Here is a 26,735-nt window from a genome sequence, read left to right as displayed (position 1 = left end):
GGTTCAATCGCCGTGCGGCCAGCCAGATACCCACGCCGTCATGCACCAGAACTTTCATGCGGTTGGCGCGACGATTGGCAAAGAGATAGGCGCAGTGCGGCTTCGCCGCACCGAACACCGCCACCACGCGGGCCAACGCGGTTTCAGTGCCAGCACGCATATCCATTGGCTCGGTGGCGAGCCAGATACTATCCACGCGGATCACTGGCCGAGCCCACGGACAAAGCGGGCGCATCCTTCAGGATCGGAGGCTGGCCATTTCACCGTGACCGATTGCTCGCCCAGCGGTAGCTCGATAATCACCACTGCTTCAGCTGGTCGTTTGGGCGTAACCCTCGCAGGAACGAACGCCGGCAACGCCGCTGGCAGTTGATCTCGATAAAGCGGTAGCCACTTGCGAATGACGTTGGCGTTGATGCCGTGGCGGATGGCCACGCTGGAGACGCTCGCACCGGGTTGCAGGCACTCCTGAACAACCTGGGCCTTGAATGGTTTGGGGTAAGAGCTTCGTTGGCGCATGGAAATCCCGGCGATAAGGGCTATCGCGTCCGCTTAAAAATACGCGGACACCATCGCCCTTAATGCTGGTGTTCGGAAGGTGACTTGGCTGGACGCTTACCCCCCACCCAATTCCCCCGCCGCTTTATCAAGCGTACCGAAGTGGAAAAGCTGACCACCCTTTCCACGTCCGAGATTTACCGGCGCATTGCCGCTGGCACCTTCCCCGCTCAAGTAACCCTTGGCCCCAAGTCTGTTGCCTGGATCGAAGCCGAGGTGGTCGCATGGTGTGACTCGCTGGCCGCACAGCGCGAGGTGGCTTAAATGAAAAAGGCCACGATCCCCGAAGAGAAACGCAGCCAGTCGCACGGCAAGAATACCACCACCGCCCCCACGCCCGCCGAACTGCTGAGCACAGCGCCAAGCAAGATTGCTCGCGTCCTGGTCTACGTTCGCCACTTCGACACGCTCAACAGATTTGAGGCGGCCCGCAAGGTCGGGGACACCTGCCTTAACTCGACGATCCCAGCCTTGGAAAGCCAATACGGGCTGACCTTCGAGCACATGCCGGAAAAGGCCGCGAACCACTGGGGTGCCCCGTGCGGCGTGACCCGCTACCGCCTGCCAGCAAGCCAGCATGAGCAGGCTGACAAGGTGCTCACCATGATGTTTGCCCGCAAGGGCAAGAAGGTGGCCGCATGACAGCGCCCAATAAAAAACGCGGGGTATCGGCTAGCAACCGTTACACCCGCGTTACTGGATCAACCGTGAAGGGTTCCAGATTCCTGCCGACCGTAGCCGGTGACGCCGCCTATGCTGCCACGTCTTCGGGCTTGTGCGTCTTCAACCAGTCCGACAGGGCCGCGTTTAAGCGGGCCTGCCAGCCGGGGCCGGATGCCCGAAAGGCGGCCAGCACCTCGGCGTCATACCGCACGCTAACCAGCTCTTTGCGCGCCGCCGCAACCGGGCGCCCGCGCTTGGGCTTGAGCATGGCCGCCGCTTGCTCAGCGCCGAACAACTCGCCCAGCACATCGCTGGCCCGCTCTGCCTTGGCGAACTCTGCCGCACCCCATACGGGGTTATCGGTGCGCGCCTGTTCAGACCTGACTTTGCTCATAGCCTGTTACCTCCCGCTTGTTTGCCTTGCGCAAGCTGATGACGTGAACCGCACCCGGGCGCGGCGTGAACACCAGCATGTAAAGCCGATCACCGATAAAGCCCAGCGCCTGAAAGCGTCTTTCGCCGTAGTCGTTTCGCTGATCCTCAAGCACCAAGGCCGCCGACCAATCGAAGGCGCGCACCAGCTCGAAAGACAACCCACGCTCGGCTGTGTTGCGCTCGCATTTGGCGGGATCGTAGGTGATTTGCATGGATTTATTGTAGCTACACTAATTCAGCCTGACAACGCCCAAGCATTCCCCACCATTGCCAAGCTGGCGCATCGGCGTTATCGTGCGCCTGTCGCTGCAAAATCAGCGACCGGGTTTGGCGACTCGAACACCAGTAGGCGCACAAGCGCCCCATCCCAAACAGCCGGCGCTTTTTTTGTGCCCGCCGTTTTGTGTTATGGCGGCTTTGCGTGGGAGACCCTCGGGTCTGCCGGGTGCCTACTGTCCCGGTTCGCCAACCTGCGCACAGCTGCCACCCATAATCGTTTGGCGACGGTTCGTGGCAGCTCCACAACAGTAGGAGCACCACCCATGAAATATTCGCACGCCCTCAATCCGTCCGCACCACACGCCGCAGCCTTTCGAGCAATGGCACTTGCCGCCCTACGCGCTGATTCATCCCTGTCCGTGCGCCTTGCCCGCTACAACCACCACATGGCAAAGGCCCGCGCCCTTGAATCAGCAGGGGGTGCCGTATGAACAAGCCAAAGCAAGACGCCACGCAAATGCTGCGCGCCTTACTAAATAGCGAGGTATGCGTCGCTGCTGACGATCTGATACCCAAGCGAGGCAAACCCGACCAGCGCTGGATATTCCATTACGACGCGTGCGGGGCGTTGCGCTTCACTCCGATAGCACCGAATGCTTGCGTTATGACTGTTGCGCAGATGCTGGAATCACTCGCCGGCCCCGACCTGCACGCAAGTACCGACGAGCTACGCGCCTGCGCCGAAGCTATCGCCGTGACCCTGCGCCGCCGAGCCGAGCACCAAGCCGCCACGACGGCCAAGGAGTAACCCCCATGCAAATTCAAAACGGTGCATTTGCGCCGACGGGATCGGCTTGCCTGGAGAAAGCCCACGCTCTTCTGCTGGCGCTGCAACCGCTGGGCGCTGACCTGGTGCTAATGGCTGCTATCGAGGTGCTGCTATGGACGGTGTAATCGCATTCCGTGATGCCATGCAAAGCACATTCGGCCTGCTTGATTGGCTACCCATTGCAGACGGCAGCATTCAACGCTTTCACGTTCCGGGCGATAAGGCCGGCACCCTTAACGGCTGGTATGTGCTGTACCTGGATGGCATCGCCTCAGGTGCGTTCGGCAGCTGGAAGACCGGCAGCGCGCACACCTGGTGTAGCCGTGAGCCAGTGGACGCCAGGGAAGCCGAGCAGGTGCGCCAGCGCATCGAGCAGGCACGCCGCCAGCGCCAAGCCGAGCAGCACCAGCGCCAGCAGTCCGCGGCTGAATATGCCAATCGCCTGTGGCGTGACGCTCGCCGCGCTGATCCGCAGCACCCGTATCTGACCCGCAAAGGGCTACGCACCCACGGCCTACGTCAGCGCGGTGACGCCCTGCTGGTGCCGTTGGTGCGCAATGGCGTGTTGGCCAACCTTCAACGCATCTACCTGGACGGTAGTAAGCGCTTCCTGAGTGGAGGGATAGTCACCGGGTGCTATTCGCCGCTGGGCGTTATCACACCGGGTGCGCCGCTGTACGTCTGCGAGGGCTGGGCAACCGGCGCGACGATCCACGCCGACACCGGGGCCGCTGTGGCCTGCGCGATGAATGCCGGCAACCTCAGGCCAGCGGCGCTGGCGCTGCGAGAGAAGCACCCGCACGCCTCGCTCATCATCGCGGGCGACGACGACCGCCAGACCGAAGGCAACCCAGGGCGCATGGCTGCCAATGCCGCCGCTGTGGCAGTGGGTGGGCTGGTGGTCTTCCCGCTGTGGCCGCAAGACGCCCCCGCAGACCTAACCGACTTTAACGACTTGGCCAACTGGAGGGCCGCCCAATGAGCGCCGCCGAACCGACCTTATCCCTGGTGCCTTCGCCCACGTCGCCAAGCATCCTGCCCGAGCGGCCATGCTGGGGCGTGTATGAGCACTGGGTAACGAATGAGGCGGGCCGCAAGCTGCGCCCGGGCGTGTACTGGCACGGCTTCAAGCGTGCCGCCGTGGGTGATGACGACAGCGAAGAAACCACCCGCCCCATCACTGACGACTGGCTGGCCACACCCGTGATCGTGACCGCGCGCACCACCAACAGCGACGACGGTAGCGAGGGCCGATTGCTGCGCCTGCTGACCAACAGCGGTGCCAAGGAATGGATCATTCCAATGGAGGTGTTTGGCGGGAGCGGTGAAGACGCACGCCGCGCTCTGTTCGGCATGGGGGCCATCATCGCTCCACGCAAGCGCGGTCAGTTCATGGAGTACCTGCTGGAGCAGCGCCCCGAACAAACCATTATCACCACGGCGCGGCCAGGCTGGCACGCCTCCGGGGCATTCGTGCTGCCCCAGCGCACCATAGGTAGCGACACCGTGCGTTATCAGGCCGGCGCACGCAGCATCAACCTGTACAGCACCAGCGGCACGCTTGAGCAATGGCAAACCGAGGTGGCCGCCAAGTGCGCGGGCAATCCGGTACTGACCTTGGCCATTGGCTGTGCGCTGGCGGGGCCGCTGCTGAGCCTGGTCGGGGTGGTCGGCGGAGGCGTTCACCTGGTGGGCGACAGCTCCAGCGGTAAGTCCCTGGCGCAGCTGGTCGGATCGTCGGTGTGGGGTGATCCCGGTGTGTTTGCTGCCAGCTGGGATATGAGCAAGGGCGGACTTGAGATTGAAGCGGCCAGCCGTAATGACACCATCCTGCCGCTGGATGAAATCAAACGCGCCGATCCAAAGCAGGTACAGGCCATGGCCTACTCCCTCGCTAACGGGCAAGGTAAGGGCACCATGACCCGCGAGCGTGAAGGCCGCCCCAAGCTGACGTGGCGGCTGCTGGCGCTGTCCAGTGGCGAACGATCGTTATCGGAGCACGCCGCTATATCCGGCAACGCCGCGCATGCTGGTGCTGAGCTGCGCATGGTGGACGTGAACGCCGGTACACGCACACACCGCGCCTTTGACCAACTGCACGGCCTGGAGGGTGCCGACTTCCACCGCCTGCTGACCGTCGCGGTGGCTCACCAGCACGGCCACTTAGGCCCGGCATTTGTTGAGCGGCTGCTAAAGGACGACGACCGTCCCGGCCTGCTGCAAGACTTCGCCCAGGTGCGCGGCCAGTTCGTGGAAGACAACGCCCAAGCCGGGCGCGTGGCGGATCGCTTCGCCGTGATCGCCCTGGCTGGGGAAATGGCGATTGCATATGGCCTGCTGCCATGGCCCCAGAGTAGCGCCCTGGCCGATTGCCAGTTGCTGTATGGCGAGTGGCTGAGCCGAGTCGGCAGCGGCAATGCCGAGGATCGCCAAATACTGGCCGGCATTCTGGACTTTATCGACAAGCACGGCAGCAGCCGCTTCTCTGACGTGGATGACCACGCGACAGACTCCAAGGTAATCAACCGGGCCGGCTTCTGGGAACTGGCAGGCACCAAGCGGCTGTACCTGTTCAACAGGGCTGCGCTAATTGAGGCCGCGCACGGGTATGGCCTGAGCCGAGTGGTCAAGGCATTGGACGGGGCCGGGGCAATCGCCGGGCGCGATACCGACCGCAAAACCAAAAACTACCGGCTACCTGGTGGCGGCCAATCGCGGCTGTATGTGATCGACCCAGTGGCGATAGATACCGAGGGGGCTGGGGTATGAATGCACCCAAAACAGCCCTTAGCCTGCAAACACAATTACACAGGAACCTAAAATCACTGGCAACAGTGGCAACACCGGCAACGGCCTTGCGGGGCGGGGCTTTCAGCCGTTGCCACCTAATAAAAGAAGTGGCAACAGGTGGCAACACAAACTCGATTCTGAATATAAGAGCCTGCCACTACTGCGCACTTTGGTTATCACAGTTGCCGGTAAAAAAGCACTGGCAACAAAAACGAGGGTTTGGCAACGCCTGGAAGGCCCGTTCTAGAGCGGTTGTTGCCACTGTTGCCACTGTTGCCGGTGTTTTTGAAACCAGACGCACATGTATATGTGTGTTTTCACGGTGCGAGGCTACGCAATGAGCCTGCTTTCTGGACTGTTTACCGAACTGGAGAAAGTGCCCGCGCCACGTTTTGTAGTGAGTGAAAGCGTGGCGCGCACAGATCGTTTGCCAGGCGTACACCTGGAGCAGCACCAGCAAGCGAGAACCGAGCGAATGCTGGCAAGGGACCGTCCACCATTGGTGGATCACCCGGCAGAGATACCCCCGAAACTGAGGGCATCTAACCAACGTCAGAGAATGGTGACACTCCCTCAAATTGAGGAAGCCCCCGAACAGCCGCAGCACTTAATTCAAACTGCTGTTACGGCCTCGCCTGAATGGCTGGCTGCGCGTGACGCCTTCCATCACCACCTGATGCCGTGCCGTGCGTGCCATGCACCTGTGGGGCGGTACTGCCCTGCTGGTGCTGAGTTGCGCCAACGGTATGACCTCACGCCCATGGTATAGCGACGGGAAAACCGTAGTGGCCGCACTGAATTGGAAACGCTGTTAGCACCTAAGGAAACACCCCTTACGCGCGGGGACTGTTAACTGGTACGAGAGGGCATACGCCCGGCCCGTTTACGCCTGGTGGAGTGTGTACCGCAGCAACAGCGCATGGCCTGAGGTATCCACAGTGCCATCCAGCAAAACGACGCATTGGGCCGCCAATTGGAAACGGTGTTAACACCCGAGTTAACACCCCTACGCACACGCAAGCGCGCTGGGTAATTGCGCAGACTTGACCACCCGCTTGCATCGGATTTGACCATCACGCTGCGTGGCTATGACCAGCAAAGAACGATTCATAGTTGCCGGTAGCGACAGGCAGAAATCGGCCAATAGCGGCCTGTCCGTAGCAGGCGGGCGCAGCCGAAAAGGAACAGTGCCGCAGCGTTTGAAGACCTCTATTGAGGCTTACATGTATCTACGAAAGTAGGGGCGATTCACTGCGTCATTATCCAAGCCGGACTGACATGCTTATGGCCGGCCGGATTGAGGAGCAGGCGGAGACGCTGCCAATTGGAGCTCTTGGCCCTGTATTCAGCTCGACAACAACTCTCTAATAGGTATCGAATCGGATGTGATCGCTCTCGCCCTCTACAATCGCGGGCCCGCATGAGCGTATGAGGAAGCTTTAAGAAGGGGCTCAGTCGCGCGCGGTGGGGGATAGGCCTGTACAACTGGGCTGGGGAGGCAACATGATTGAGGTTCCGCCGGCGTCTTTTCAGACTACTCCTTACGGCGAAGTGGATTCTGTAGCACTGGAAAGGCTGCGAGCGAACTTCGACACCACCCGGCTTCTGCAGTTGGTTGGCCGACTGGATGCATGTCTGGCAGAGTTGGGTGGAATTAATGACATGCGCGACGAGCTACTGCGGTTGCATGCAATGGCGCTGACGGTAATCGAGGGCGTCGTACCGACAGTCCCAACTGAGAATGTCAGCATTTGGGAAGCGGCCGAATCGGTACGGCTAGATCTCGAAACGCTGAGTTCTTGGATACGCATTGCTCAGATGACGATTGCACCGTTGGGTGATCTTGTTCCAGGCCATGAACGATAGCTGGCGTTGGGTTCAAGCCAAACTCGGTGCAGGTTTGAGTCCTGAAAAAGAAAAGCCGCCCGTAGGCGGCATAGTAAGAGGGGCACACGGATGAAACTGCAATATAGCTTGGGATCTCTGCATCGTCACGCTACCGTTCGGTATGCCGTTACTGGCATTACACTTTAAGCATATCGACTATCCAAGCCTTCATCGCACACAAGGCCAATGGACTTGTACTACAAGCTCCACCCTCAAGTGCAATCTTGAGTTGCTCTATATCGACTTGTTGCAAGTATCGTTCGGCATCGTCTAATCGCTGCTCACCGCCAAAGCCGCCACCGCGCATTTCAGCCAGAGCTTGCTCCTTGCTCCAGCCCTGATAAACGATGCGATATAGAGCCGCAATCAGGCCAGTTCTATTTTGTCCATGCTTACAGTGAATCAGCACAGAACCGAGCTCTTGTGACTGTCGAATGCTCCGTAATGCTGCGATCACATCCGTATCATCAACTCTGTCAGTATGGAATGGCAGGTGAATCTGGCGCATTTTTGGATCATGCAGCCAAGCTGAGTCGCTACGTTGATAGAAATTGATCACTGTCGTGACGCCCAGTTCTTTGAGCATCGGTTCAGCCTCATTATCAGGCAAGGCACTTCGATAGAGATTTGGCTGTATCCGATACAGGTTCAACCGCTCATCTAGCGGCTCCGCCCAACTCTGTGGCCGAGTCTCGCCAGCCAGGCTCTGAGTTGTAGGCGTGGCACTCCAGGCCATGCTAACAGGCAGTGCTACCAATGCAGCGACCAATACCAGCGCTGCCAGGCACAGGCGAAGAAACCATAGAAGACCTTGCATCAGTTCTGTCCTCCCGCTAAATCAGGCGCAAGCTGAGACAGTTGCATTGGTTGTGGCGCTTTATAGAGAATCCACCGGTAGCACAGCACTCCGATCAGCCAGTCGAACAACAAGGTCCACAGGTTATGCGAGAGGAAATGCGCGCCCTGCATCATACGTCCTAGCGAAAACACGGCTCCCAGTCCCAACGCAACAACTAAAGCAATGCGAGCGGTGCGAGGACGCCTGTCGCGCAGCGCGAAAAACAGAGCCAACAGAGAGAACCCTGCCGAGGCATGCCCCCCTGGCCAACAGCGCCCTGGCTTTTCGGTTGGCGCGCGCTCACTAAGCAAAGGTGTAAAAGTTTCTGCTCCCCCGAACTCGCTCAAACTCCATGGACAGTGCACGCCAGTCAGTGTTTTCAGCGGAGTGACAATACTGGTTGATAAAGCCAATGCCAGTACCAGGTAACCTAGTTGACGGCGAAGGGGACTTAACCCGGTTGGCATCAGACTTAGTACGAAACCGAAAATGGCCATTACGCCCAAGAAGATAACAGCTTGCTTCGCCCGATCATGGAGTATGTCTTCCAGCCAGAAGCTGTGACGACCGATAAAGCCCTGGCCCGGCTCGTAAAACAGTTCTGCCAAAGCGAAATCAACTCCACTAGGGTCAAGCAACAACAGTAAGGCCATAAGCCCTAATGGAATACCTATCGCAAGACGGAAATCAAAGTACCGAGAAGCGCTTTCTGAGCGGTCGGCCGTCATTTCAGTAGCTCCAAATCAAAGCACCGCCAGGCGGTGCCTGTAATGCATGAGTAGGTTAACGCAGGCCCAACTTTTCATCTGGCAGTAACCCTGACCGCCAAGCTATAAGTCCCTTCTGAAAGGCATAGCTAGCACCCTGGTAGTAGGCGATATCGCGACGCAGCAGCCCGTCATCGGTGCCAATGATCGACTCATGGCTCAACCCCAATGCGTCTTCATGTTTGCGCATGCCACGCCTTGGACTGAGAATGGCCAGATTATTGCCATCGAACAGTCCTAGGTGCTGGTAGTTACCAACCAGAGCGCGCCCAGCAGTGCGATCCTCTCGCAGCACGTTGCGCCCGAAAAACGTTGAGACATAGTCGATATTGAGCATGCCCAGTAAAGTTGGAGCCAGGTCGATCTGACTGACAACATCGGTGAACTCTCTAGGTTCGATATGTTCCGGAGCGTAAATAAACAGCGGGATGTGGTAGTTGGCCACCGGCAGATCTTCCTTACCGGCGCTGCCTGCAGTGTGATCGGCGACGAAGACGAACAGCGTGTCCTTGAACCAGGGTTTTTCCCGCACTTGGGCAAGGAGTTGGCCAATGGCGTAGTCGGTATACTTCACCGCTCCTTCGCGACCGTCACCGGAAGGTATGTCGATGCGACCTTCAGGGTAGGTATAGGGTCGATGATTTGAGGTGGTCATCAATTGCAGGAAGAAAGGTTTGCCGGCTGCATGGTCGGCATCTGCAATTTTGAGGGCTTGTTTATAGAGGTCTTCATCCGACATGCCCCAGGCGTTTTTGAAAGCAATATCCGCCTCGGCCACGCTGCTTTGGTCAACGATGCGATAGCCGTTGCCGCCAAAAAAAGCATTCATGTTGTCGAAGTAACCACGCCCGCCGTAGAGAAATGCACTGTCATACCCTTGGGCGGCGAACTGCTGACCTAGACTTGCATAACCAGCTTCACGACCAATACGCTTGACGATCGAACGCCCCGGCGTTGGTGGAATAGACAGGGTGATGGCTTCTAGGCCACGGTCAGTTCGGGTACCCGTGGCGTAAAAGTTACTGAATGCCAGACTCTGCTTGCGTAGCGCGTCCAGATTCGGGGTCAATCCGCGGTTGTCACCGAAACTGCCCAAGTATTTGGCACTCAAACTCTCGATGGTCACCAGTACTACGTTCAGGCGTTTTGGTTGCCCTGGATTATCGATTTCACGGCGAATGTCTAGCGGATCACTGCCTATGAAACGGGCATTGGGCTCGCTCACCTCGCTTCGCAACAACCCGGCGACTTCGGACTCCGGCAGGGTCGAGTAAAACTGCTGGTAGTCCAGTTCGTTATTCCGAAACGCAGCAAAGAACTGGAAAGGCCCATTGCTCGCCAGCTCGCGCTGATAGGCATTACCACCTATTCCACGGGGGGAGTTCTGCCCAACAAAAGCGCTACTAAGCCCGGCCAGCAAGAGCAAAACACCCAGACTATATAAAGCTTGCTTAGGTGCCATGCGTGGGGCATCCAAGGCAGCTGCTAGGGGGCGGCGAAGGATGAATGTCAGACCAATGGCCAAGATGGCGAGCAATGCCAGTAAGGGGTAAATCGGGTAGGACTCAAGAATGTTGTTGATCACCTCCTCGGAGTACACCAGGTAGTCGACGGCGATGAAATTGAAGCGTACGCCGAATTCGTCCCAAAACAGCCATTCCGCAACAGCAGTGAACAGCATGACGAATAGACTGAGGGCCATGGCGCTGGCCATAAACTTTTTGTGCCAGCGCTGCTGCCAAATCGCGCGCGGGCAAAGCAGCAGGTAAAGCGCCATTGGCAAGGTCGCGTAAAGCAGGAAGCTCAAGTCGTAGATCATCCCTATGGCATACAAGCCCATAAGGTTCGAAATGCTGATATTCGCATCTGCCAGGTGGCTAACCAGCAACAGGCTCCGAGTCAGAGTGAATACCGTTAGCCACGCCAGCACGACGATGGATAAGTAGCGAATTTGCGCATAATGAAGCTGGGGCATCGTATGATCCTTTTTGGATGAACGGGCCGCAGTCTGCATTTGCCTCTGTTAGTAGCCTGTCAAAGCGACGTGAAAAAAGCGTCAAAATCAAAGAGTAATCAGCCGATGCGTATTCTGGTCATCGAAGACAACCGCGACATCCTGGCCAATGTGCTGGACTACCTGCAGCTAAAGGGCTTCGGCGTCGACTGCGCGCAGGATGGCTTGAGCGGCTTACACCTAGCCAGCACGGGGCATTACGATTTGATCGTGCTTGACATCATGCTGCCGGGCATCGACGGTTATCAGGTGTGCAAACGCCTGCGTGAGGATGGCCAGAGCGAGGTACCAATCCTTATGCTGACTGCCCGTGATGCGCTTGACGACCGGCTGCACGGCCTCAACGTCGGAGCTGACGACTATCTGATCAAACCCTTTGCCCTATCCGAGTTAGTCGCGCGTATCGAGGCGATCCTGCGCCGCAGCCAAGGCAGCCGAAAACGCCAATTGAAAGTAGCGGATCTGATCTATGACTTAGATACGTTGCATGTCAGTCGAGCAGGCCGACCGCTCAAGCTGAATCCCATTGGTCTAAAGTTATTAGCTGTGTTGATGCAGAAAAGCCCGGCCGTGGTACGCCGCGAAGTACTGGAGGAAGCGCTCTGGGGAGATGACTGCCCCGATAGCGATAGCTTGAGAAGCCATATCCACCAACTCCGTCAGGTTCTCGATAAACCCTTCAATACAGAGCTGCTGCATACTCAGCATGGTGTTGGTTACCGCCTTGCGGAGAAAACTGATGGTATCTAAACAACCTTTTGCACGGCGCATCCTGCTTGCCTTTGTATTGATGACCGTAATGGTAAGCGGCATCTTTTCCATAGGCATCGTAGCGGTGGTGCACTTTGTCGAAGAACATCTGGTTTCCGAGGAGTTACAGCGGGAACTGAATACCGTGCTGCACCAGGATATCAATCGAGGTCGGCCACCACGTTTGGACTCTAGTACCCGATTTTTCGCCTCTAGCCATTCCGAATATGCCATTCCCGAGCAGTATGCAAATCTGGAAGAAGGCTTCAATGAGGTCGTCGATGGCAAGGAGGCGTTCTATGTCTATGTCCAGGAAATCAACAATCAGACCTATCTATTGGTGCAAGAACAACACGAGTTCGAGGCCCGTGAGCAAGTTCTATTCGATGTTGTACTAGCAGGCTTTCTACTGACCATCGCAGCCGCATGGGGGCTCGGGCTAGTCATGGCGCGTAAGGTGATGGCGCCCATCAGTCGCTTGGCTCAGCAGGTGCGTCATCGCGACCAATTGCACTCTTTGGCTCCGCCACTTGCTCCCGATTACCCTGATGACGAAATTGGTCAACTGGCAGCTGCCTTTGACAGCACGTTGGGCCAAGTGCGTCAGTCACTGGCGCGTGAACGGCTATTCACCAGTGATGTCAGCCATGAATTGCGCACCCCACTCATGATCATTGCCACTTCCTGTGAGTTGCTTGCAGAGGTGAAGCTTGAGCAGCGCGAGCGTGTGCAGATTGAACGTATAGACCGGGCTTGCGAGGAGATGCGCGAGCTGGTCCAGACCTTCCTGCAACTAGCCAGAGATAAAGCTAATGAGACAGCCTTTGTCGCGAGTAGCAGTTTAGCCAAGGTGGCCACCGAGCAAGCCGAGCGTTGGGGCCCAATGCTCAGAGAAAAAAAACTGGATTTCCAGTGCATTGAAGAGGGTACGGATGATGGTCGCTACAATCCTACTTTTCTCAACGCGGTGATGGCCAACCTACTGCGAAACGCACTGCATTACACCGAGAGGGGGTTTGTACGCCTAGTAATAGGATCTGGAGAGTTTCGCGTAGAGGATAGTGGCAGCGGCATTCCTTTCGAGCAGCACGAGCAGATTTTCCAGCCCTTTGTACGTGGTACACAGGCGCGAGGGGATGGTTTGGGGCTGGGTCTTTCATTAGTAAAACGCATCTGTAGCAAGCAGGGTTGGACGATCTCGGTTCATAACCTACCCGGTGGGGGAGCATGCTTCAACGTAACCTTGAAAAGCGTTGTTTGACGATTTTTTCACATCCTTTTGACAGGGCCTTGATGCCCAACCCCCTAGTGTGGCGAGCGTACCTTCTTGTGGACGCCTCGCCATGTCGAAACCAAATCCCATCGAACTCGAATTTTCCCGTAAATATGACCAAGAGCATGCTCAACAGTACCTGATCAAACATCAGGATGGCTTGGCTCGGCAGCTGTCGCACTGGCGCGATATTCAGGTGGCGCGCAGGGCACTAAAGCTAGCAGATGATCCCAATTTGGTGCTGGATTTGCCCTGTGGTGCTGGGCGTTTCTGGTCCATGCTTTGCGAGCAACCCAATCGGGTGATCCTCGCCGCCGATAACTCAGCCAATATGCTCGCTACAGCATGCGCCGCACAACCGCCAGAGGTAGTCTCGCGGGTCAATACCTTCCAGACTTCGGCGTTTGATATTGACCTGGGTGTCAATGCGGTGGACTGCATCTTCTGCATACGTCTGCTGCATCACATCGAATCATCTGAGCACCGCCTGGCCATTCTGCGTGAATTCCATCGCGTTAGCCGCGATAGCGTAATCCTTTCGCTCTGGGTTGATGGCAACTACAAGGCATGGAAGCGTCGTCGCCTGGAACAGCGGCGCGCAGATGAAGGCCGGGCGTCACAAAACCAAAACCGTTTTGTCGTAGCCAAGTCAGTTATTGAGGATGAATTTAAACAAGCCGGTTTCCGTGTCGTCGATCACCTGGATTTCCTGCCAGGCTACGCCATGTGGCGCACCTATGTGCTGCGCAAGGAGGTCTGAGCCATGGGTGTAATGACCGAAAAGGTATCGCCGCAGCTCATCACGACAGAGTTTGATCGCTGGTGGAATAGATCCGGTATCTGGGTTGAACCGGCCAACAAGCGACGTGGTGGCGAAAGCGGCGTTCAGTTGTTGCAACAGCGCGATTTAATGCGGCCACCCTTGTACTGCAAGCGCCAGGTTGGACATACCTACCGAACTTTGTTGCATCCGTTTGGCCGCCCGACCATCTTGCGAGAACTGCAGGCCTATCGCGCTTTTGCCCGCCTGGGCATCAAGACACCTAACGTCGTCTATTGCACTGCACGGCAGCAGCATGGTACCTGGCAGGCGCTGCTGGTTACCGAAGCCCTGCAAGGCTTTGTCAGCCTAGAGCAGTGGTACGCCGTTGAGAATAGTGCCGCGCTTGCTAAGGCTGTACTGATACAACTCGCCGCAACCCTAGCACGCTTGCATCTGGCGGGCTGGCAGCATGGTTGCTGTTATCCCAAGCATATCTTCGTCAAATCCCAGGTAAACGAAGGCGGCACGGTGACGGTCGAAATAGCCTTGCTCGATCTTGAAAAAAGCCGCCGACGTCTACGAATCAAAGACGCTGCTCGCCGTGACCTAGGCCAGTTAGGGCGGCACCGTGGAAACATGCCTGAAACTGATCTGTTGTTTATCCACCAGGCCTATCAGCAAGCGCTGAACGACCCTGCTGGAGTGTTGCAGCCATGAGCAACATGCCACAGAGCGACGAATTGGATGCCCTCTCGTTGAAAGGCCGCAGTGGCTTTACCCGCATTATTTATGCCACTAGATACTCGCTGGCAGGCTTGCGGGCAGCGTTTCAAGGCGAAGCCGCTTTCAGGCAGCTGCTGTTATTAAATGCAGTGCTTCTGCCGCTGGCTTGTCTGGTGGATGCAACGCCCAGTGAGCGCGTGTTACTGATACTCGTGCCGATGCTGGCGTTGATAGTGGAGCTACTCAACTCAGCCATAGAGAGCACTGTTGACCGTATTTCCCTGAGCATCCACCCACTGTCTAAACAAGCCAAGGATATGGGAAGTGCGGCGCAACTCATTGCACTGATACTGATTGCCCTTACTTGGGGTTTGATCCTGTTATAGCTCCCCATTCTTAAATTATAAAAGGCTACCCATTATGCCTCCCCGCATACCAGCGTCCGCTGATGCCTCCAATGCGAAAGAAAAACTTGGCCTTAGCGAACACCTGGCCTTCCTTTTTGGCAGTGCAGCGCTGTTAGTAGCTTTGCTGACCCTGTTACGCGTGGCCCTATTACTTTTCAACCGAGAGCTGATTGGAGCTACCGCGTGGACCAGCCTGGCAGAAGCGTTTTTTAATGGCCTGCGTTTCGACTTGCGCTTAGTGGTCTATATCTGCGCACCACTGACCCTGGCATTGGCATATCGCCCGGCAATGGTCTGCCGGACATGGCAACGCATTTGGCTGGGGACTTGCGCAGCGGTAGCTATCCTGCTCGGCATGATTGAACTGAACTTCTATCGAGAGTTTCATCAGCGTCTCAACGCATTGGTCTTTCAATATTTGCAAGAAGACCCGGCAACTGTGCTGAGCATGCTCTGGTATGGCTTTCCAGTGCTGCGCCTACTGGGTGCCTGGCTGGCGTTGAGCGCTCTCTTTTTCGTACTGCTGGGTTGGCTGGATATACGCACTCGTGGCAAGGGCCGCTCAACCGTCGAGTCGCGCCGAACAATGAATAAGCTCGGTCATGGTATGGCGCTGCTGCTTTGTCTGGCTATATCGGTCGTTGTGGCGCGAGGTACTTTGCGGCAAGGGCCGCCACTACGCTGGGGGGATGCATTTACCACAGACTCAATGTTTGCCAACCACCTAGGCCTCAATGGCACCTTGAGCCTTTATGCCGCGGCCAAGAACCACTACTCAGGTGATCGCGCCGACAAGGTTTGGAAGAGCCGCATGCCCGCAGATCAAGCGACGACCCTGACACGCGATCTCTTATTCACCGAACACGACCGCCTAGCAGACCAGAACACAGCAGCGATCCGCCGCGATTTCCAGCCCCCACAAGACAGGCGCCTGCCGATCCGCAATGTCGTAGTGATTCTGATGGAGAGTTTTGCTGGGCACTTTGTTGGCGCGCTCGGCAGCGAAGCTGGCATCACACCGAACTTCGACCGACTGGCTCAGGAGGGTGTGCTGTTTCGCCGCTTCTTCGCTAATGGCACCCATACCCATCAAGGCATGTTTGCCAGCATGGCCTGTTTCCCAAATTTACCCGGTTTCGAGTACTTGATGCAGACTCCGGAAGGAGGCCACCAATTCTCCGGTCTGGCTCAGTTGCTTAGCACTCGCGACTTCGACGATCTGTATGTCTACAACGGCGATTTTGCCTGGGATAACCAACGTGGCTTTTTCAGCAACCAGGGCATGACACGGTTTATCGGTCGTAATGACTTTGTTGACCCCGTGGTATCTGACCCGACATGGGGAGTGGCTGACCAGGATATGTTTGATCGCGCTGCAGAAGAACTGTTCAAGCAAGACCCGAAGAAACCCTTCTATGCACTCCTGCAAACGCTTTCAAACCATACGCCTTACGCGCTTCCAGGTGTGTTGCCTGTTGAGCCCGTGACAGGGCAAGGTTCGCTTGATCAGCACCTGACAGCTATGCGTTATTCTGACTGGGCTCTGGGACGATTTTTTGAAAAGGCTCGTAAAGCGCCTTATTTCAAAGACACCCTATTCGTGGTCGTGGGTGACCATGGCTTTGGTGCGCAAGAGCAGTTAACCGAGATGGATTTGTACCGATTCCATGTACCCATGCTGTTGATCGCGCCGGGCGTCCAAGACGCCTTTGGTAAGACCCAGGATGTCGTCGGCAGTCAGGTTGATATCGTCCCAACCATCATGGGCCGGCTTGGAGAGCCTGTGCGCCACCAGTGCTGGGGGCGCGACTTGTTGAGCTTGCCAGATGGCGACAGTGGCTTTGCCATTGTGAAACCCTCGGGCAGTGACCAGACAGTAGCCATGATCAGTGGCGAACGTATGCTGGTATTGCCTAGGGACATGCCTCCACGCAGCTATCAATACACTTTGGGCCCGCATCCGCAAGGTGCGCTGACGCCTGCTACAGAGCTGGATGACCGTTTGGGTAAGCAACTACAGGCCTACCTGCAGACCGCAACCAATAGCCTACTCAGTAATACGACAGGCGTTGAGGATAGTATTTCGAATAAACCTGAGACACCTATAAGCACTCTGTCAGTGGTAAAAAAGAATGCGCAGGAAAATTGAATCTCTGAATTGTAAGCAGTCGGGTTCTATCCCGTTAACGCGGACACTTTCGGATGGCGGAGTGAATTCACCAGTGCAGACTACCAGCGCTTTCTGAACCGCAACACGCTGGTCGCTGCTGCTGAGCTGGGCGCCAATCATCGGCGATCCTTTGACTGTCATCGCCGGCACGCTGCGCGAGCCATTCTGGAGCTTTCTGATGATCGTTCTGGTGGCCAAGGCAGGGCGTTATCTGGCACTGGCCGCGTTAACGCTTGGGCTGCTGGGATGACGCGCGACGCCGGGCTCGATTTGGTCAAGTGGCTGGCCATGCTCAGCATGCTAATCGACCACTTGCGGTATCTGTGGCCAGACGCCTATGGCCTGTTCGTCATCGGGCGCCTGGCGTTTCCGCTGTTCTGCCTGGGTATTGCCGCCAACGTGGCCAGAACCCGATCTGGCGAGTTGTTCAGCGAGGGTAATGCACGCTATCTCGGCTGGCTGCTGGCCTTCTCCCTGCTCTCCGAGTTGCCTTACCGTCTGCTCTCGCCGGAGAGCGCGACGCTCAACGTGATGCCGACCTTGTCGCTCGGCCTGCTGCTGGCCTGGGGCATTCATCATGCCGATCGCAACAGTCTGTTCCTGGCTGCCACTGCGCTGGTCGTCGCCCTGTTGCTGCATCGACAGCTGATGTATGGGGTGATCGGCGTGACGTTGCCTGCCGCCTGTGTTCTCGGGCTAAAGGGCGTACGCTGGTGGTTATTGCCTGCAGCCCTGGCGGTGTTGGCCAATAGCCGCAACCGCTGGTTTGTGGAGTGGGGAATAGTGCCGGAGACCCTGGCTATGTTCGCCATGGCTGGAGCAGCCGTACTGCTGGGGGTGGCCCTGTTGCGTCAACCCATGTCCTGCACAGTCTGGCCCCGCCTCCAGAATAATTGGCCTTTTGATAATGCCATCTAGGCCGCGAGTGTTCGCATGATGGTCTTGAGCCATTCACACCGCTGCTTCGAGACAAACCAAATAGCACCCTAGCTGAAGGGGCTCAGCAGGGCGAGGCTGCATTAGCCGTGGCGCTTTTACCGGTGCTATCCTTGACGTCTGCCCAAGAGCTTCCTCTCCCGGGTATAGATACCGGTGATGAAACTTGGTTTGAGGCGGTCTCGTTGAGGCCGCCTTTGTCGCTTTTGGGAGAGGCCTCAGTGCTAAGTAGCCCGCAGCTTTGTGTACGCGTCGAAGCGTAAAGCCTCGGCCAAAGCTGTTCGCAGGCCCTCTAACTCGGCATTTTCTCCAATTTTATGGACTCGCGCTGGCCACAGACTGGGGGAATTATCTGCAATTATCTCGGCATAGATAATTGATCAATATCTAGCCGCCACAGGCAAGTTGCGCATCGTTTTTAACGTTCTTCCGCGAGTGCAACCAAGCGGGTGAATCATCCTTTTTTCTGGATGGCTGAAGCGGCCTTTACTTGAGCAGCGCCTCTCAAATTTACTCCTTTAGATACAGCAAGTTACAGAACGAATGTCCTAATTTTTGCCTTATCTCGGCATGACCCCCTATTTGAGGCGCACGTAATCCCATCGAGCAAAGCTCCTGAGGGCATATCGTGTACCAGATGAACGAAGGCGTGCATGTACCCTGATTGGAGGCTTCGATGAAGATCACAGCTATGGAACAGAGCAAATCGGTCAGTGATGTCCTGTGCGACATCTGCGGCGATAGCACGCGCGTTGAAGGGCAAGGATTGCAATTTGGCACTCTTCGCGCCAGTTGGGGCTATGGCTCGGCTCATGATGGCGAGCGCTATGAGGTCCATCTGTGCGAGTCCTGTTTTTTCAGAACGCTTTTAGGTCTCAGACGTGAGCGGATGGTGAACTTCATGTTCAGTGATGAAGACCAAGATCTCAGCGACTTTGGGCGCGTTGCTCACGATGATTTTTTTAATGAGGGTGGTAGCTCGGCCACCTAACTCCCGGCTGTGGCAGCACCCAAGTCTAGCCTGCATCTCATCTTTAATTGTGAGATCAACGTCAGCTGAGGCGACGTGATCCCCTGCGCGGAGAGCACTAAACCAAACACGTCGAGGATGCATTGCCTGCTTAAATGGCTGAGTCCGTAGGGTACTTGCAATAGCAGGCGAATATTGACTACCCGCGACTCTGTAGCCGAGCAGCCTGTTGAGCCCTTTGCTGTTCCCTTGCCACAGCCTGCTGCGCTATCCGCTCCTGAATCTGGGTGTAGAGCTGAGCATGCTCATTGTCCCGATCAGCTACAGTGACCACCAGAGAATAGGGCTCCTTCTCTGCTGCAGAGGGGTTCCAGTCACGGTCTTGCCTGACCACGACCAAAAACCACTTTTCACCCGGTTTACACTGCCGAAGCGTCCAGCGTGAAGACTGGACCGTACCGCGGTTTCTCAGCTGGGCCGAGATGTCGCGATTGCTGGACTTGGCCTCCTTGAGCACCTCCGTCTCAGCCTTGAGTTCCTTGCTAAAGTGCTTCTGAACTTCGTCTAGCGAAGTGCCTACAGCCAAGCGATAGTTGATCTGAGTGGCCAAGTAATCAATTCTGGTAGTTCGGACTACTGGCGAGTAAGCCAATGTTATCGAGAGCTCACGTGTCCCACGAGCGGAACGCAGGTAGTCGTCCGGCAAAGGCAGCTCAAAGAACTGGCATCCGTCGTTTTCAATAGTCTCCTCCGACATCAGAACTACGACGTTATCGGAAGATCATTGTTCCGCCGGTGAGGCGGTATATGCAGTGAGAATGCCAGAGTTTATGTGTACCCAGTTAGTGGAGATACTACCGCTTCAGCTAGGGAAACCCTGAAAAGCCCGTGTTTCGCGAAATCACCGCTCTGTAACCCGCATGGTTGCTGGGGCGCATTTTTCGAGCGGGGGCTTTTTCAGACCTTCCCTAGACTGTCTGTCACTTTCCGTCCGCTCTTGGCCGCTCTCTGCCGATCATGGTTACAAAGGCTGCTGGTCAAATCCGATGCAATCGGTGGTCAGGGCGAATGCAACCGGGTGGTCAAGCGGGGTGCAATTTCGCAGCCGGCTACCTCATAAAACCTCAGTTCTGCCCGCCCTCGAACCTGTCAAAACCTGTCATCCAGTCAAGCCGCAGAACCTCACAAAACCTCACTTTTAGGTAAGCGTTTTACTGTCACTGATATGGCCGAAGACCGTTGCTCCAGAGCAGTCAAAGCGTATTACCTGCACCGAGTTTCGCGACCAATACGCGCGTGCGCGCGAGGCTGGCGTGTTGACAAAAGTTTACATGGCGGAGGACGGCCTTGATTGCATCGCAGCACCCGCCTAGTTCCGGGAGCAGTTCGCGCGCGTCGCGAGGCTGGCGTGCTAACAGAAGCTAACCTTCTGGCCGTGATTACTGCGCCCGGCAATGCGTGATGTTGCTGTCAAAAGCTTACATTCAGGCGGCAGGCTGCCTTAATTGCATGGCGGCACCCGCATAGTTTCGGGAACAGTACGCGCGCGTACGCGAGGCAAGCGGGTATTACCGTGCGGGCATCACACGTTTCCAAACGAGAGGTTTCCACCATAGTTGCCAGCAAATAGCCCGCTTCTCGCAGCTCTACGCGACATTGCGCTTAGCGCTCCGGCGTAACCTCTTCCACCAGAAAGCCCTCAAGGTCGTACCCCTTCTCTGTCAGCCGCATATTGAGGCGCAGGTCATCACAGAAGATTGTCAGCTGTCCGCCGCAGCCTGGATGCTCGAGGCCGATAGGTTCTGGCGCAGGTTCTGGATCGTAGTACTTGGCTTCATGCGGTGGCAGCTGTAGGCAGTCATCAGACCCGCAGCGCAGACAGCGCCCCCGGCTGATCCTTGAGGACAACGCTTCGCGCGCCAGCCGATACTCAGCGAGCGCCTCCGCTGCTGATTCGACTTCGCCCTCCAACACCATCTGCCTGGTGCTTTTGTTAGCCGAGAACTGCCACCAGCGCTTTCGGGGAGGGTCAGCGGCAAGCACTTCGCTAAGTTCGGCCCGGTAGGCATCCAGCGTTCGTTGGCGCTCCAGCTCGCCAGCAGCATCAGGTAGGACTTCAATCACACCAAGGTCAGCACATGCGTAGCACCAGCCAATGGCGGCACGCATGCGCACCTTGGTCTCTCCATGCAGGTAATACCTGTAGCCCCAGGTGCCGGCGTCCCAGCGGCTAAGATCGCATGCGGTACATCCGTAGGTAACGACTGGCATCGACATAACTGGTCATCCTTGAGCGAGTGAGTGCGCTACTGAGAGGCTGCGGCATTAACAAGGCTATGGTCAACACGACTGGCACCGGCTGGCCGAACGACGGTGGTGCCTTTTCTTACGCCCCAAAATTCATGTTTTAGGTGGGCACAAAACAAATAGTGAGTAGATTTGTGAGTAGATCTAAAACAGCACAGACCTTAAACCCAGCAAATACGCGGCCTGTAGCGCTAGATTCGAGTCTCCCCCGGGCACCATAAATCTCGAAGAAGGCCTTGATTATCAAGGCCTTTTTTATTGCCCGCGATAAAGTGACAAGACATCAGAACCGCGAGGCGAAAGAGCCTTATAAGCACCCTCTAACACGCTTACCCTGAAGCCCGCACAGACGCGGCTTGGGGCCTGTATTCACATGAGCTGGCGGGCTTGGCATGTGCCTGGCCGCTGGCGTAAAGTTTGCGCCACTGTGTTTGCATGGGTCGCGGATCATCGTGACCTGGTGCAGCCGATCACCGAGATCCGCTACATCCAGCCCAGCGCCGCACATTGCCTTGCAACCAGTATCAGCCCCTCATGTCGAGTAGTGGCTGTCATCAACTCTAGGTTCAAGGAAATACACCATGTCGAATCGTCAGCACGGTACCGTCAAGTGGTTTAACGACGAGAAAGGTTTTGGCTTTATCGCCCAAGAAAATGGTCCGGACTTGTTCGTGCACTTCCGCGCGATCCAGAGCAACGGCTTCAAGAGCCTGAAAGAAGGCCAAAAAGTCAGCTTTATCGCGGTGCAAGGGCAGAAAGGCATGCAGGCTGACGAAGTCCAAGTTCAGGAATAAACCTGCCGACTCAAAGAACCCCTGATGACGCCATCAGGGGGTTTTTATGGCCCATCATCCACCGCAAGCACACTACAGGCCGCCACCGAACGACGCCAAAATGCCTCGCGGCCATTTTTTCCAGCCCTGAATGCCGTATTGTTGCCGCCATTCAGCCAGCCGACCGAGTAAAGAGCCCATCATGCCAAACCACCTGCTGCGCCCGCAGGGTGAATTCCCCAGCGCCGGACTGATCCGCCGCCTTGCCGCCATGTTTTATGACTTCCTGCTGTGCATCGCACTGCTGATCGTGGTGACCTTTATCTACAAGCTGATCCTGATGGGTTTCTATGGCGAGGCGCAGCTCAAGCAGATGTCCGATGCCGGTGCACTGGATGGCGACCCCTTGCTCTCGACCCTACTGTTTTTCAGTTTGTTTGGCTTCTTCGCCAAGTTCTGGACCCACAGCGGTCAAACGCTGGGCATGCAGGTCTGGGGCCTGCGCATTCAGAACAGTGACGGCTCTGCCATCAGCCTGTGGCAGGCACTGCTGCGCTTCCTGGTTGCCATTGGCTCTTGGCTGCTGTTCGGCCTGGGCTTTCTCTGGATCCTGAAGGACAAGGAGAAACGCAGCTGGCACGACATTTACTCAGACAGCCAAGTCATCCAGCTGCCGAAGAATATTCACAAGAAGTAAACCGCAGGCATAAAAATGGTGAGGAGCCATTTTTAACGTCGCGCAGCGAAGGCCCGAAGGGTAGCCGCCATGGATGGCAGGCATAAAAAAGCCGGCGCCCCACAACGGGACGCCGGCTTTTTTTGCGCCTGATTAACCGGCGCGGCGCAGTAGAAACATCCCCGCGAGGGCGCAGATGCCTGCAGGGATCAACACCGCCAGCAGCGGCGAGAAACCAAACACCAGGCTCGATGGCCCAAGCAGGTCCTGGCTGATCTTGAACACAAAACCCACCAGCACACCAGTAAACACGCGCTGACCGAGGGTCACTGAACGCAACGGGCCGAAGATAAAGGAAATCGCCATCAGCACCAGCGCGGCCGTTACCAATGGCTGCAGCACCTTGGTCCAGAACGACAGCCAGTACTGGCTATTATTCAATCCCTGCTCCGCCAGGTAGTGGATATAACTCCACAGCCCGGTCATCGACAGCGCGTCAGGCGCCAGCACCACAGTACCGAGCAACTGCGGGGTCAACTCGACATCCCAACGCTCGTTCGCCTGCTGGATAACTTCACTGCTGCGCTCACGGAAATGCGTGGTCGACACGTCTTCCAGCTGCCAGTGATCACCTTGGTACTGCGCACGACGGGCAAAGCTTGCGGACTGCATGCGCTTTTGCTCATCAAAGCGATAGCGGGTCACACCGAACAACACACCGTCCGGCTGCACGGCATTGATATGCACATACTCTTGCCCCTGGCGATGCCACATACCGTGCTTGGAGCTCTGCGCTTCACCGCCGCCCTGGGCCATGGCGCGACTGGCTTGCGCCTGATTCTCGCTATAGGGCGCCAGGTACTCACCGATCAGCAAGCCGACCAGCATCAGCACCAACATGGGCTTCATCACCGCCCAGACAATCCGCCCAATCGACACCCCAGCGGCGCGCATGATAGTGAGCTCACTGTTACTGGCCAACGAACCCAGGCCGATCAAACAGCCGATCAGCGCGGCCATTGGCAGCATTTCATACATACGCCGCGGCGCCGTCAGCAGCACATAGCCCAGCGCATCCAACAGGGTATAGCTATCTTCGACATCGCCCAGCTCATCAATAAAAGCGAACAGCAGGGCCAAGCCAACAATGATGCCCAGCACCGCAATGATGGCAAGAAATACCTGGGTGCCGATATAACGATCTAACTTAACCACGGGCCACCTCCTGCGCCACACGACGGGCCGCCCAGCGCAAACGCAGCGGCTCCCAATACAGCAACAGCAGGCCGATCATCGCGAACAGCCCGTGCACCCACCACAAACCCAGAGCGGTTGGGACTGTCGCCTTATCCAGCGCACCACGGGCACCGATCAGCAGCGCCAGGTAAGCCATGTAAAGCAGGATCGCCGGTAACAGCTTGAGGAATCGCCCTTGCCGTGGATTGACCCGCGACAACGGCACCGCCAGCAAGGTGACGACAAACACCAGCACGGGAATCGACAAGCGCCACTGCAACTCGGACTGCATACGTGGATTGTCGCTACCAATCAGCTCGCGCGTGGGGATGGCTTCGCGCTCCGTAACCTCAGTGGACACTTCCGGCTTGGGCAGCAGCACGCCATAGGTGTCGTATTTGATGGCGCGGTAATCGGCCTGCCCCGGATTGCCGTCGTAGCGGTAGCCATTTTCCAGAATCAGGTAACGGCTACCATCTGGCTGAATCTCTTGACGCCCGGACTCTGCCACCAGCACAGAAATACCGCGCTCCTTGTCGCCCGCGCGCGACAGCTGAGTCTCGGAGATAAACACCCCAGCCAACGCGCCACGATCCTCGGACAACTCTTCGGTGTAAGTCACTCGCGAGCCATTGCGCATCGACTGAAAACGCCCTGGTTCTAGGGTATCCAACTCAGTCAGGGCGCTTTGCTGATTAAGAATCCGCGCCACCTGTTCAACACCTTGCGGGGCCAGGCCCAAGCTGAGCCAGCCGGCCAGCAACGCCACCAGAACTGCCGGCGCCAGGCTGTAGGCAAACAAGCGCTGCTGGCTCATGCCGGTGGCCGAGAGCACGGTCATTTCACTGTCCAGGTACATCCGCCCATAGGCCAGGAGAATGCCGAGAAACAGCCCCAACGGCAGAATCAGCTGTAAGAAGCCGGGAATTCGGTAAGCCATGATCAGCAGCAGCACGCTGGGGTCGAGCGCCCCTTGCGCTGCCTGGGCCAAATAACGAATAAAGCGACCACTCATAATAATGACCAACAGCACCGCACTTACGGCACCTAAGGTCTGCAACACTTCACGGGACAGATAACGGAAGACGATCAAACCAGACACTCCAGGGTTGTCAGGCTCAGCTGGCTAAGCTCAAACTAGCCAGACTGCTTGCCGGCTCGCTCAACGGGCGAACCTCGAAATTTCAGCCGGCATTATCCTGCAATAGCGACTCGTTGTCTTGGGGACACCACGTAATGGAATTTATTGTTAAAAGCGCACGCCCAGAAACACTAAAAACCGCCACCCTGGTTATCCCTGTCGGCGAAGGCCGCACACTTGGCGAAATCGCCAAGGCCATTGACAGTGCCTGCGCTGGCGCCATTAGCGCGCTGCTCAAACGTGGCGACCTGGCCGGCAAGGTTGGCCAGACTCTGCTGGTGCATAACCTGTCAGGTCTCAAAGCCGAGCGCGTATTACTGGTCGGCACGGGCAAGGACAGCGAACTGTCTGACCGCCAACTGCGCAAAGTGATCACTGGCGTATACAGCAGCCTGAAAAGCCTCGGTGGCAGCGACGCGGTACTGGCGCTCGACGAACTTCAAGTCAAAAACCGCGACAGCTACGGCAAAACCCGCCTGATGGTGGAAAGCCTGGCCGATGCGGGCTACTGCTTTGATCGCTTCAAGAGCCAAAAGGCCGAAGCCGGCGCACTGAAGAAACTCACCCTGCTCACGGAAAAAACCAACCTGGCCGACGCTGAGCGCGCCAGCAGTCATGCTCAGGCAATTGCGAGCGGCATGGCCTTTACCAAGGACCTCGGCAACCTGCCGCCCAACCTCTGCCACCCAAGCTACCTGGCGGAAGAAGCCAAGGCACTGGGCAAAGCCTACAAAAACCTCAAGGTCGACATCCTTGACGAGAAGAAGCTCAAGGAACTCGGCATGGGCGCCTTCCTCGCCGTGGCCCAGGGCAGCGATCAGCCGCCACGGATGATCGTGCTCAACTACCAAGGCGGCAAGAAAACCGAGAAACCTTTCGCCCTGGTCGGCAAAGGCATCACCTTCGACACCGGCGGCATCAGCATCAAGCCATCGGCCGGCATGGATGAGATGAAGTACGACATGTGCGGCGCCGCCAGCGTGTTCGGCACCCTTAAAGCCGTTCTTGAGCTGCAATTGCCGATCAACCTGGTGTGCCTGCTGGCCTGCGCCGAAAACATGCCGAGCGGCGGCGCGACGCGCCCAGGCGATATCGTCACCACCATGAGCGGGCAAACCGTGGAAATCCTCAACACCGACGCCGAAGGCCGTCTGGTGCTGTGTGACACACTGACCTATGCCGAACGCTTCAAGCCGCAGGCGGTGATCGACATCGCCACCCTCACCGGTGCCTGCATCGTCGCGCTGGGCAGCAATGTCTCCGGCTTGATGGGCAATAACGAAGAACTGGTACAGCAGATTCTCGGCGCCGGCCTGGCCGCCGACGACCGCGCCTGGCAGCTGCCGCTGTATGACGAGTACCAAGAGCAACTGGACAGCCCGTTCGCCGACATCGCCAATATCGGCGGGCCGAAAGCCGGCACCATCACCGCCGGCTGCTTCCTCTCGCGCTTTGCCAAGAAGTACCACTGGGCGCATTTGGATATCGCCGGCACGGCCTGGATCAGCGGTGGCAAGGACAAAGGCGCAACAGGCCGTCCAGTGCCGATGCTGACCCAATACCTGCTGGATCGCAGCAACGCCTAAGAACCTGCATCGGATCTGCTGCGC

Annotated in this window: 27 protein-coding genes and 2 pseudogenes; 18 read left to right on the top strand and 11 right to left on the bottom strand. The window is 57.1% G+C overall.

The window, feature by feature from the left end; genetic code table 11:
* The coding region (tnpB, locus tag SOP97_RS04970; protein ID WP_322948431.1) for an IS66 family insertion sequence element accessory protein TnpB at window positions 1–196 on the bottom strand (196 nt) is incomplete at its 3' end.
* Between the two features lie 5 nt (window positions 197–201).
* A complete protein-coding gene (gene tnpA / locus SOP97_RS04965) occupies window positions 202–519 on the bottom strand; it encodes an IS66-like element accessory protein TnpA (RefSeq protein WP_322948156.1) in 318 nt (105 codons plus the stop codon).
* Between the two features lie 84 nt (window positions 520–603).
* Between tnpA and SOP97_RS04960 the strand changes: the two genes are divergently transcribed.
* On the top strand, window positions 604–822 hold the full coding sequence (locus tag SOP97_RS04960) for a helix-turn-helix transcriptional regulator (RefSeq protein WP_322948430.1): 219 nt from the start codon (window positions 604–606) through the stop codon (window positions 820–822).
* Window positions 823–1,200 carry a hypothetical protein gene (locus SOP97_RS04955; RefSeq protein ID WP_322948429.1) on the top strand — a complete coding sequence of 126 codons (378 nt, stop codon included), beginning with the start codon at window positions 823–825 and terminating at the stop codon, window positions 1,198–1,200. It abuts the gene before it with no gap.
* 109 nt (window positions 1,201–1,309) lie between these two features.
* On the opposite strand, the gene SOP97_RS04950 is transcribed toward SOP97_RS04955, so the two are convergent.
* On the bottom strand, window positions 1,310–1,615 hold the full coding sequence (locus SOP97_RS04950) for a BrnA antitoxin family protein (RefSeq protein WP_274086983.1): 306 nt from the start codon (window positions 1,613–1,615) through the stop codon (window positions 1,310–1,312).
* A complete protein-coding gene (locus SOP97_RS04945) occupies window positions 1,596–1,868 on the bottom strand; it encodes a BrnT family toxin (RefSeq protein ID WP_274086984.1) in 273 nt (90 codons plus the stop codon). Before SOP97_RS04945 ends, SOP97_RS04950 begins: the two co-directional genes overlap by 20 nt.
* Window positions 1,869–2,362: 494 nt before the next feature.
* Here SOP97_RS04945 and SOP97_RS04940 point away from each other — a divergent pair, with 494 nt between their 5' ends.
* From SOP97_RS04940 to tnpC, 4 genes and pseudogenes are all read left to right on the top strand, one after another.
* Window positions 2,363–2,683, top strand: a complete 321-nt coding sequence (locus SOP97_RS04940; RefSeq protein ID WP_322948428.1) for a hypothetical protein — start codon at window positions 2,363–2,365, stop codon at window positions 2,681–2,683.
* 5 nt (window positions 2,684–2,688) lie between these two features.
* Window positions 2,689–3,686: pseudogene (locus SOP97_RS04930) on the top strand (toprim domain-containing protein).
* Window positions 3,683–5,473, top strand: a complete 1,791-nt coding sequence (locus SOP97_RS04925; RefSeq protein ID WP_322948426.1) for a DUF927 domain-containing protein — start codon at window positions 3,683–3,685, stop codon at window positions 5,471–5,473. The pseudogene SOP97_RS04930 and the gene SOP97_RS04925 overlap by 4 nt, the downstream one beginning before the upstream one ends.
* Window positions 5,474–6,997: 1,524 nt before the next feature.
* Window positions 6,998–7,360, top strand: coding sequence for a Tn3 family transposase post-transcriptional regulator TnpC (gene tnpC, locus SOP97_RS04920; protein ID WP_034138743.1), 363 nt, complete (start codon window positions 6,998–7,000; stop codon window positions 7,358–7,360).
* A 157-nt stretch (window positions 7,361–7,517) separates the two neighbouring features.
* Here the strand turns inward: tnpC and SOP97_RS04915 are convergent, their stop codons facing one another.
* Genes SOP97_RS04915 through SOP97_RS04905 form a run of 3 tightly spaced genes read right to left on the bottom strand, consistent with a single transcriptional unit; the run spans window position 7,518 to window position 10,961 of the window.
* Window positions 7,518–8,198 (bottom strand): dual specificity protein phosphatase family protein, encoded by a 681-nt coding sequence (locus tag SOP97_RS04915; protein ID WP_074917961.1) that lies wholly within the window; start codon window positions 8,196–8,198, stop codon window positions 7,518–7,520.
* Window positions 8,198–8,947 carry a phosphatase PAP2 family protein gene (locus tag SOP97_RS04910; protein ID WP_074917963.1) on the bottom strand — a complete coding sequence of 250 codons (750 nt, stop codon included), beginning with the start codon at window positions 8,945–8,947 and terminating at the stop codon, window positions 8,198–8,200. Before SOP97_RS04910 ends, SOP97_RS04915 begins: the two co-directional genes overlap by 1 nt.
* A gap of 55 nt (window positions 8,948–9,002) precedes the next feature.
* A complete protein-coding gene (locus SOP97_RS04905) occupies window positions 9,003–10,961 on the bottom strand; it encodes an LTA synthase family protein (RefSeq protein WP_074917966.1) in 1,959 nt (652 codons plus the stop codon).
* 105 nt (window positions 10,962–11,066) lie between these two features.
* Here SOP97_RS04905 and SOP97_RS04900 point away from each other — a divergent pair, with 105 nt between their 5' ends.
* The 9 genes and pseudogenes from SOP97_RS04900 (at window position 11,067) to SOP97_RS04860 (ending at window position 19,013) form a co-directional block, all read left to right on the top strand.
* Complete coding sequence (locus tag SOP97_RS04900; RefSeq protein WP_064494813.1) at window positions 11,067–11,750, top strand: response regulator transcription factor; 684 nt, start codon at window positions 11,067–11,069, stop codon at window positions 11,748–11,750.
* Window positions 11,740–13,011 carry a sensor histidine kinase gene (locus SOP97_RS04895; protein ID WP_322948425.1) on the top strand — a complete coding sequence of 424 codons (1,272 nt, stop codon included), beginning with the start codon at window positions 11,740–11,742 and terminating at the stop codon, window positions 13,009–13,011. The genes SOP97_RS04900 and SOP97_RS04895 overlap by 11 nt, the downstream gene beginning before the upstream one ends.
* A gap of 82 nt (window positions 13,012–13,093) precedes the next feature.
* Window positions 13,094–13,783, top strand: coding sequence for a class I SAM-dependent methyltransferase (locus SOP97_RS04890; RefSeq protein WP_090439047.1), 690 nt, complete (start codon window positions 13,094–13,096; stop codon window positions 13,781–13,783).
* A gap of 3 nt (window positions 13,784–13,786) precedes the next feature.
* Window positions 13,787–14,503 (top strand): lipopolysaccharide kinase InaA family protein, encoded by a 717-nt coding sequence (locus tag SOP97_RS04885; protein ID WP_322948424.1) that lies wholly within the window; start codon window positions 13,787–13,789, stop codon window positions 14,501–14,503.
* A 5-nt stretch (window positions 14,504–14,508) separates the two neighbouring features.
* Window positions 14,509–14,895 carry a diacylglycerol kinase gene (locus SOP97_RS04880; protein WP_031297681.1) on the top strand — a complete coding sequence of 129 codons (387 nt, stop codon included), beginning with the start codon at window positions 14,509–14,511 and terminating at the stop codon, window positions 14,893–14,895.
* A 34-nt stretch (window positions 14,896–14,929) separates the two neighbouring features.
* Window positions 14,930–17,065, top strand: a complete 2,136-nt coding sequence (locus SOP97_RS04875) for an LTA synthase family protein (RefSeq protein ID WP_322948423.1) — start codon at window positions 14,930–14,932, stop codon at window positions 17,063–17,065.
* A gap of 106 nt (window positions 17,066–17,171) precedes the next feature.
* Window positions 17,172–17,336: pseudogene (locus SOP97_RS04870) on the top strand (DedA family protein); the annotation flags it as partial.
* Entirely contained in the window at window positions 17,333–18,004 is a 672-nt protein-coding gene (locus tag SOP97_RS04865; RefSeq protein WP_074917973.1) for a TraX family protein, read from the top strand. The pseudogene SOP97_RS04870 and the gene SOP97_RS04865, both read left to right, overlap by 4 nt.
* Before the next feature lie 694 nt (window positions 18,005–18,698).
* Complete coding sequence (locus tag SOP97_RS04860) at window positions 18,699–19,013, top strand: hypothetical protein (protein ID WP_015275434.1); 315 nt, start codon at window positions 18,699–18,701, stop codon at window positions 19,011–19,013.
* Window positions 19,014–19,191: 178 nt separating this feature from the next.
* Here SOP97_RS04860 and SOP97_RS04855 read toward each other — a convergent pair whose 3' ends face one another.
* Together SOP97_RS04855 and SOP97_RS04850 are read right to left on the bottom strand one after the other, a co-directional pair.
* A complete protein-coding gene (locus SOP97_RS04855) occupies window positions 19,192–19,749 on the bottom strand; it encodes a hypothetical protein (RefSeq protein WP_322948421.1) in 558 nt (185 codons plus the stop codon).
* Between the two features lie 905 nt (window positions 19,750–20,654).
* Window positions 20,655–21,269 carry a hypothetical protein gene (locus SOP97_RS04850; protein WP_322948420.1) on the bottom strand — a complete coding sequence of 205 codons (615 nt, stop codon included), beginning with the start codon at window positions 21,267–21,269 and terminating at the stop codon, window positions 20,655–20,657.
* Window positions 21,270–21,880: 611 nt separating this feature from the next.
* Between SOP97_RS04850 and SOP97_RS04845 the strand changes: the two genes are divergently transcribed.
* The gene (locus SOP97_RS04845) at window positions 21,881–22,093 is read left to right on the top strand and encodes a cold-shock protein (protein ID WP_274088111.1); all 213 of its coding nucleotides are present in this window, start codon (window positions 21,881–21,883) and stop codon (window positions 22,091–22,093) included.
* A gap of 181 nt (window positions 22,094–22,274) precedes the next feature.
* Entirely contained in the window at window positions 22,275–22,769 is a 495-nt protein-coding gene (locus SOP97_RS04840) for an RDD family protein (protein WP_322948419.1), read from the top strand.
* Window positions 22,770–22,901: 132 nt separating this feature from the next.
* Here SOP97_RS04840 and lptG read toward each other — a convergent pair whose 3' ends face one another.
* A complete protein-coding gene (gene lptG, locus SOP97_RS04835) occupies window positions 22,902–23,963 on the bottom strand; it encodes an LPS export ABC transporter permease LptG (protein ID WP_322948418.1) in 1,062 nt (353 codons plus the stop codon).
* Entirely contained in the window at window positions 23,956–25,077 is a 1,122-nt protein-coding gene (gene lptF, locus SOP97_RS04830) for an LPS export ABC transporter permease LptF (protein WP_322948417.1), read from the bottom strand. Before lptF ends, lptG begins: the two co-directional genes overlap by 8 nt.
* Window positions 25,078–25,220: 143 nt before the next feature.
* Here lptF and SOP97_RS04825 point away from each other — a divergent pair, with 143 nt between their 5' ends.
* Entirely contained in the window at window positions 25,221–26,711 is a 1,491-nt protein-coding gene (locus SOP97_RS04825) for a leucyl aminopeptidase (RefSeq protein ID WP_322948416.1), read from the top strand.
* Window positions 26,712–26,735: the final 24 nt, after the last annotated feature.

This window comes from Pseudomonas spirodelae, from assembly GCF_034653255.1.
GTDB lineage: Bacteria > Pseudomonadota > Gammaproteobacteria > Pseudomonadales > Pseudomonadaceae > Aquipseudomonas > Aquipseudomonas spirodelae.
This window is presented reverse-complemented; position numbering and strand designations above follow the sequence as displayed.

Coding starts and splice junctions, on each gene's coding strand:
- SOP97_RS04925 (WP_322948426.1), top strand. CDS start 3,683: ATGAGCGCCGCCGAACCGACCTTATCCCTGGTGCCTTCGCCCACGTCG.
- SOP97_RS04875 (WP_322948423.1), top strand. CDS start 14,930: ATGCCTCCCCGCATACCAGCGTCCGCTGATGCCTCCAATGCGAAAGAA.
- SOP97_RS04905 (WP_074917966.1), bottom strand. CDS start 10,961: ATGCCCCAGCTTCATTATGCGCAAATTCGCTACTTATCCATCGTCGTG.
- SOP97_RS04910 (WP_074917963.1), bottom strand. CDS start 8,947: ATGACGGCCGACCGCTCAGAAAGCGCTTCTCGGTACTTTGATTTCCGT.
- SOP97_RS04945 (WP_274086984.1), bottom strand. CDS start 1,868: ATGCAAATCACCTACGATCCCGCCAAATGCGAGCGCAACACAGCCGAG.
- SOP97_RS04850 (WP_322948420.1), bottom strand. CDS start 21,269: ATGTCGATGCCAGTCGTTACCTACGGATGTACCGCATGCGATCTTAGC.
- SOP97_RS04885 (WP_322948424.1), top strand. CDS start 13,787: ATGGGTGTAATGACCGAAAAGGTATCGCCGCAGCTCATCACGACAGAG.
- SOP97_RS04895 (WP_322948425.1), top strand. CDS start 11,740: ATGGTATCTAAACAACCTTTTGCACGGCGCATCCTGCTTGCCTTTGTA.
- SOP97_RS04900 (WP_064494813.1), top strand. CDS start 11,067: ATGCGTATTCTGGTCATCGAAGACAACCGCGACATCCTGGCCAATGTG.
- SOP97_RS04940 (WP_322948428.1), top strand. CDS start 2,363: ATGAACAAGCCAAAGCAAGACGCCACGCAAATGCTGCGCGCCTTACTA.
- SOP97_RS04890 (WP_090439047.1), top strand. CDS start 13,094: ATGTCGAAACCAAATCCCATCGAACTCGAATTTTCCCGTAAATATGAC.
- SOP97_RS04880 (WP_031297681.1), top strand. CDS start 14,509: ATGCCACAGAGCGACGAATTGGATGCCCTCTCGTTGAAAGGCCGCAGT.
- SOP97_RS04865 (WP_074917973.1), top strand. CDS start 17,333: ATGACGCGCGACGCCGGGCTCGATTTGGTCAAGTGGCTGGCCATGCTC.
- SOP97_RS04845 (WP_274088111.1), top strand. CDS start 21,881: ATGTCGAATCGTCAGCACGGTACCGTCAAGTGGTTTAACGACGAGAAA.
- SOP97_RS04915 (WP_074917961.1), bottom strand. CDS start 8,198: ATGCAAGGTCTTCTATGGTTTCTTCGCCTGTGCCTGGCAGCGCTGGTA.
- SOP97_RS04825 (WP_322948416.1), top strand. CDS start 25,221: ATGGAATTTATTGTTAAAAGCGCACGCCCAGAAACACTAAAAACCGCC.
- SOP97_RS04955 (WP_322948429.1), top strand. CDS start 823: ATGAAAAAGGCCACGATCCCCGAAGAGAAACGCAGCCAGTCGCACGGC.
- SOP97_RS04860 (WP_015275434.1), top strand. CDS start 18,699: ATGAAGATCACAGCTATGGAACAGAGCAAATCGGTCAGTGATGTCCTG.
- SOP97_RS04855 (WP_322948421.1), bottom strand. CDS start 19,749: ATGTCGGAGGAGACTATTGAAAACGACGGATGCCAGTTCTTTGAGCTG.
- SOP97_RS04840 (WP_322948419.1), top strand. CDS start 22,275: ATGCCAAACCACCTGCTGCGCCCGCAGGGTGAATTCCCCAGCGCCGGA.
- SOP97_RS04950 (WP_274086983.1), bottom strand. CDS start 1,615: ATGAGCAAAGTCAGGTCTGAACAGGCGCGCACCGATAACCCCGTATGG.
- tnpA (WP_322948156.1), bottom strand. CDS start 519: ATGCGCCAACGAAGCTCTTACCCCAAACCATTCAAGGCCCAGGTTGTT.
- tnpC (WP_034138743.1), top strand. CDS start 6,998: ATGATTGAGGTTCCGCCGGCGTCTTTTCAGACTACTCCTTACGGCGAA.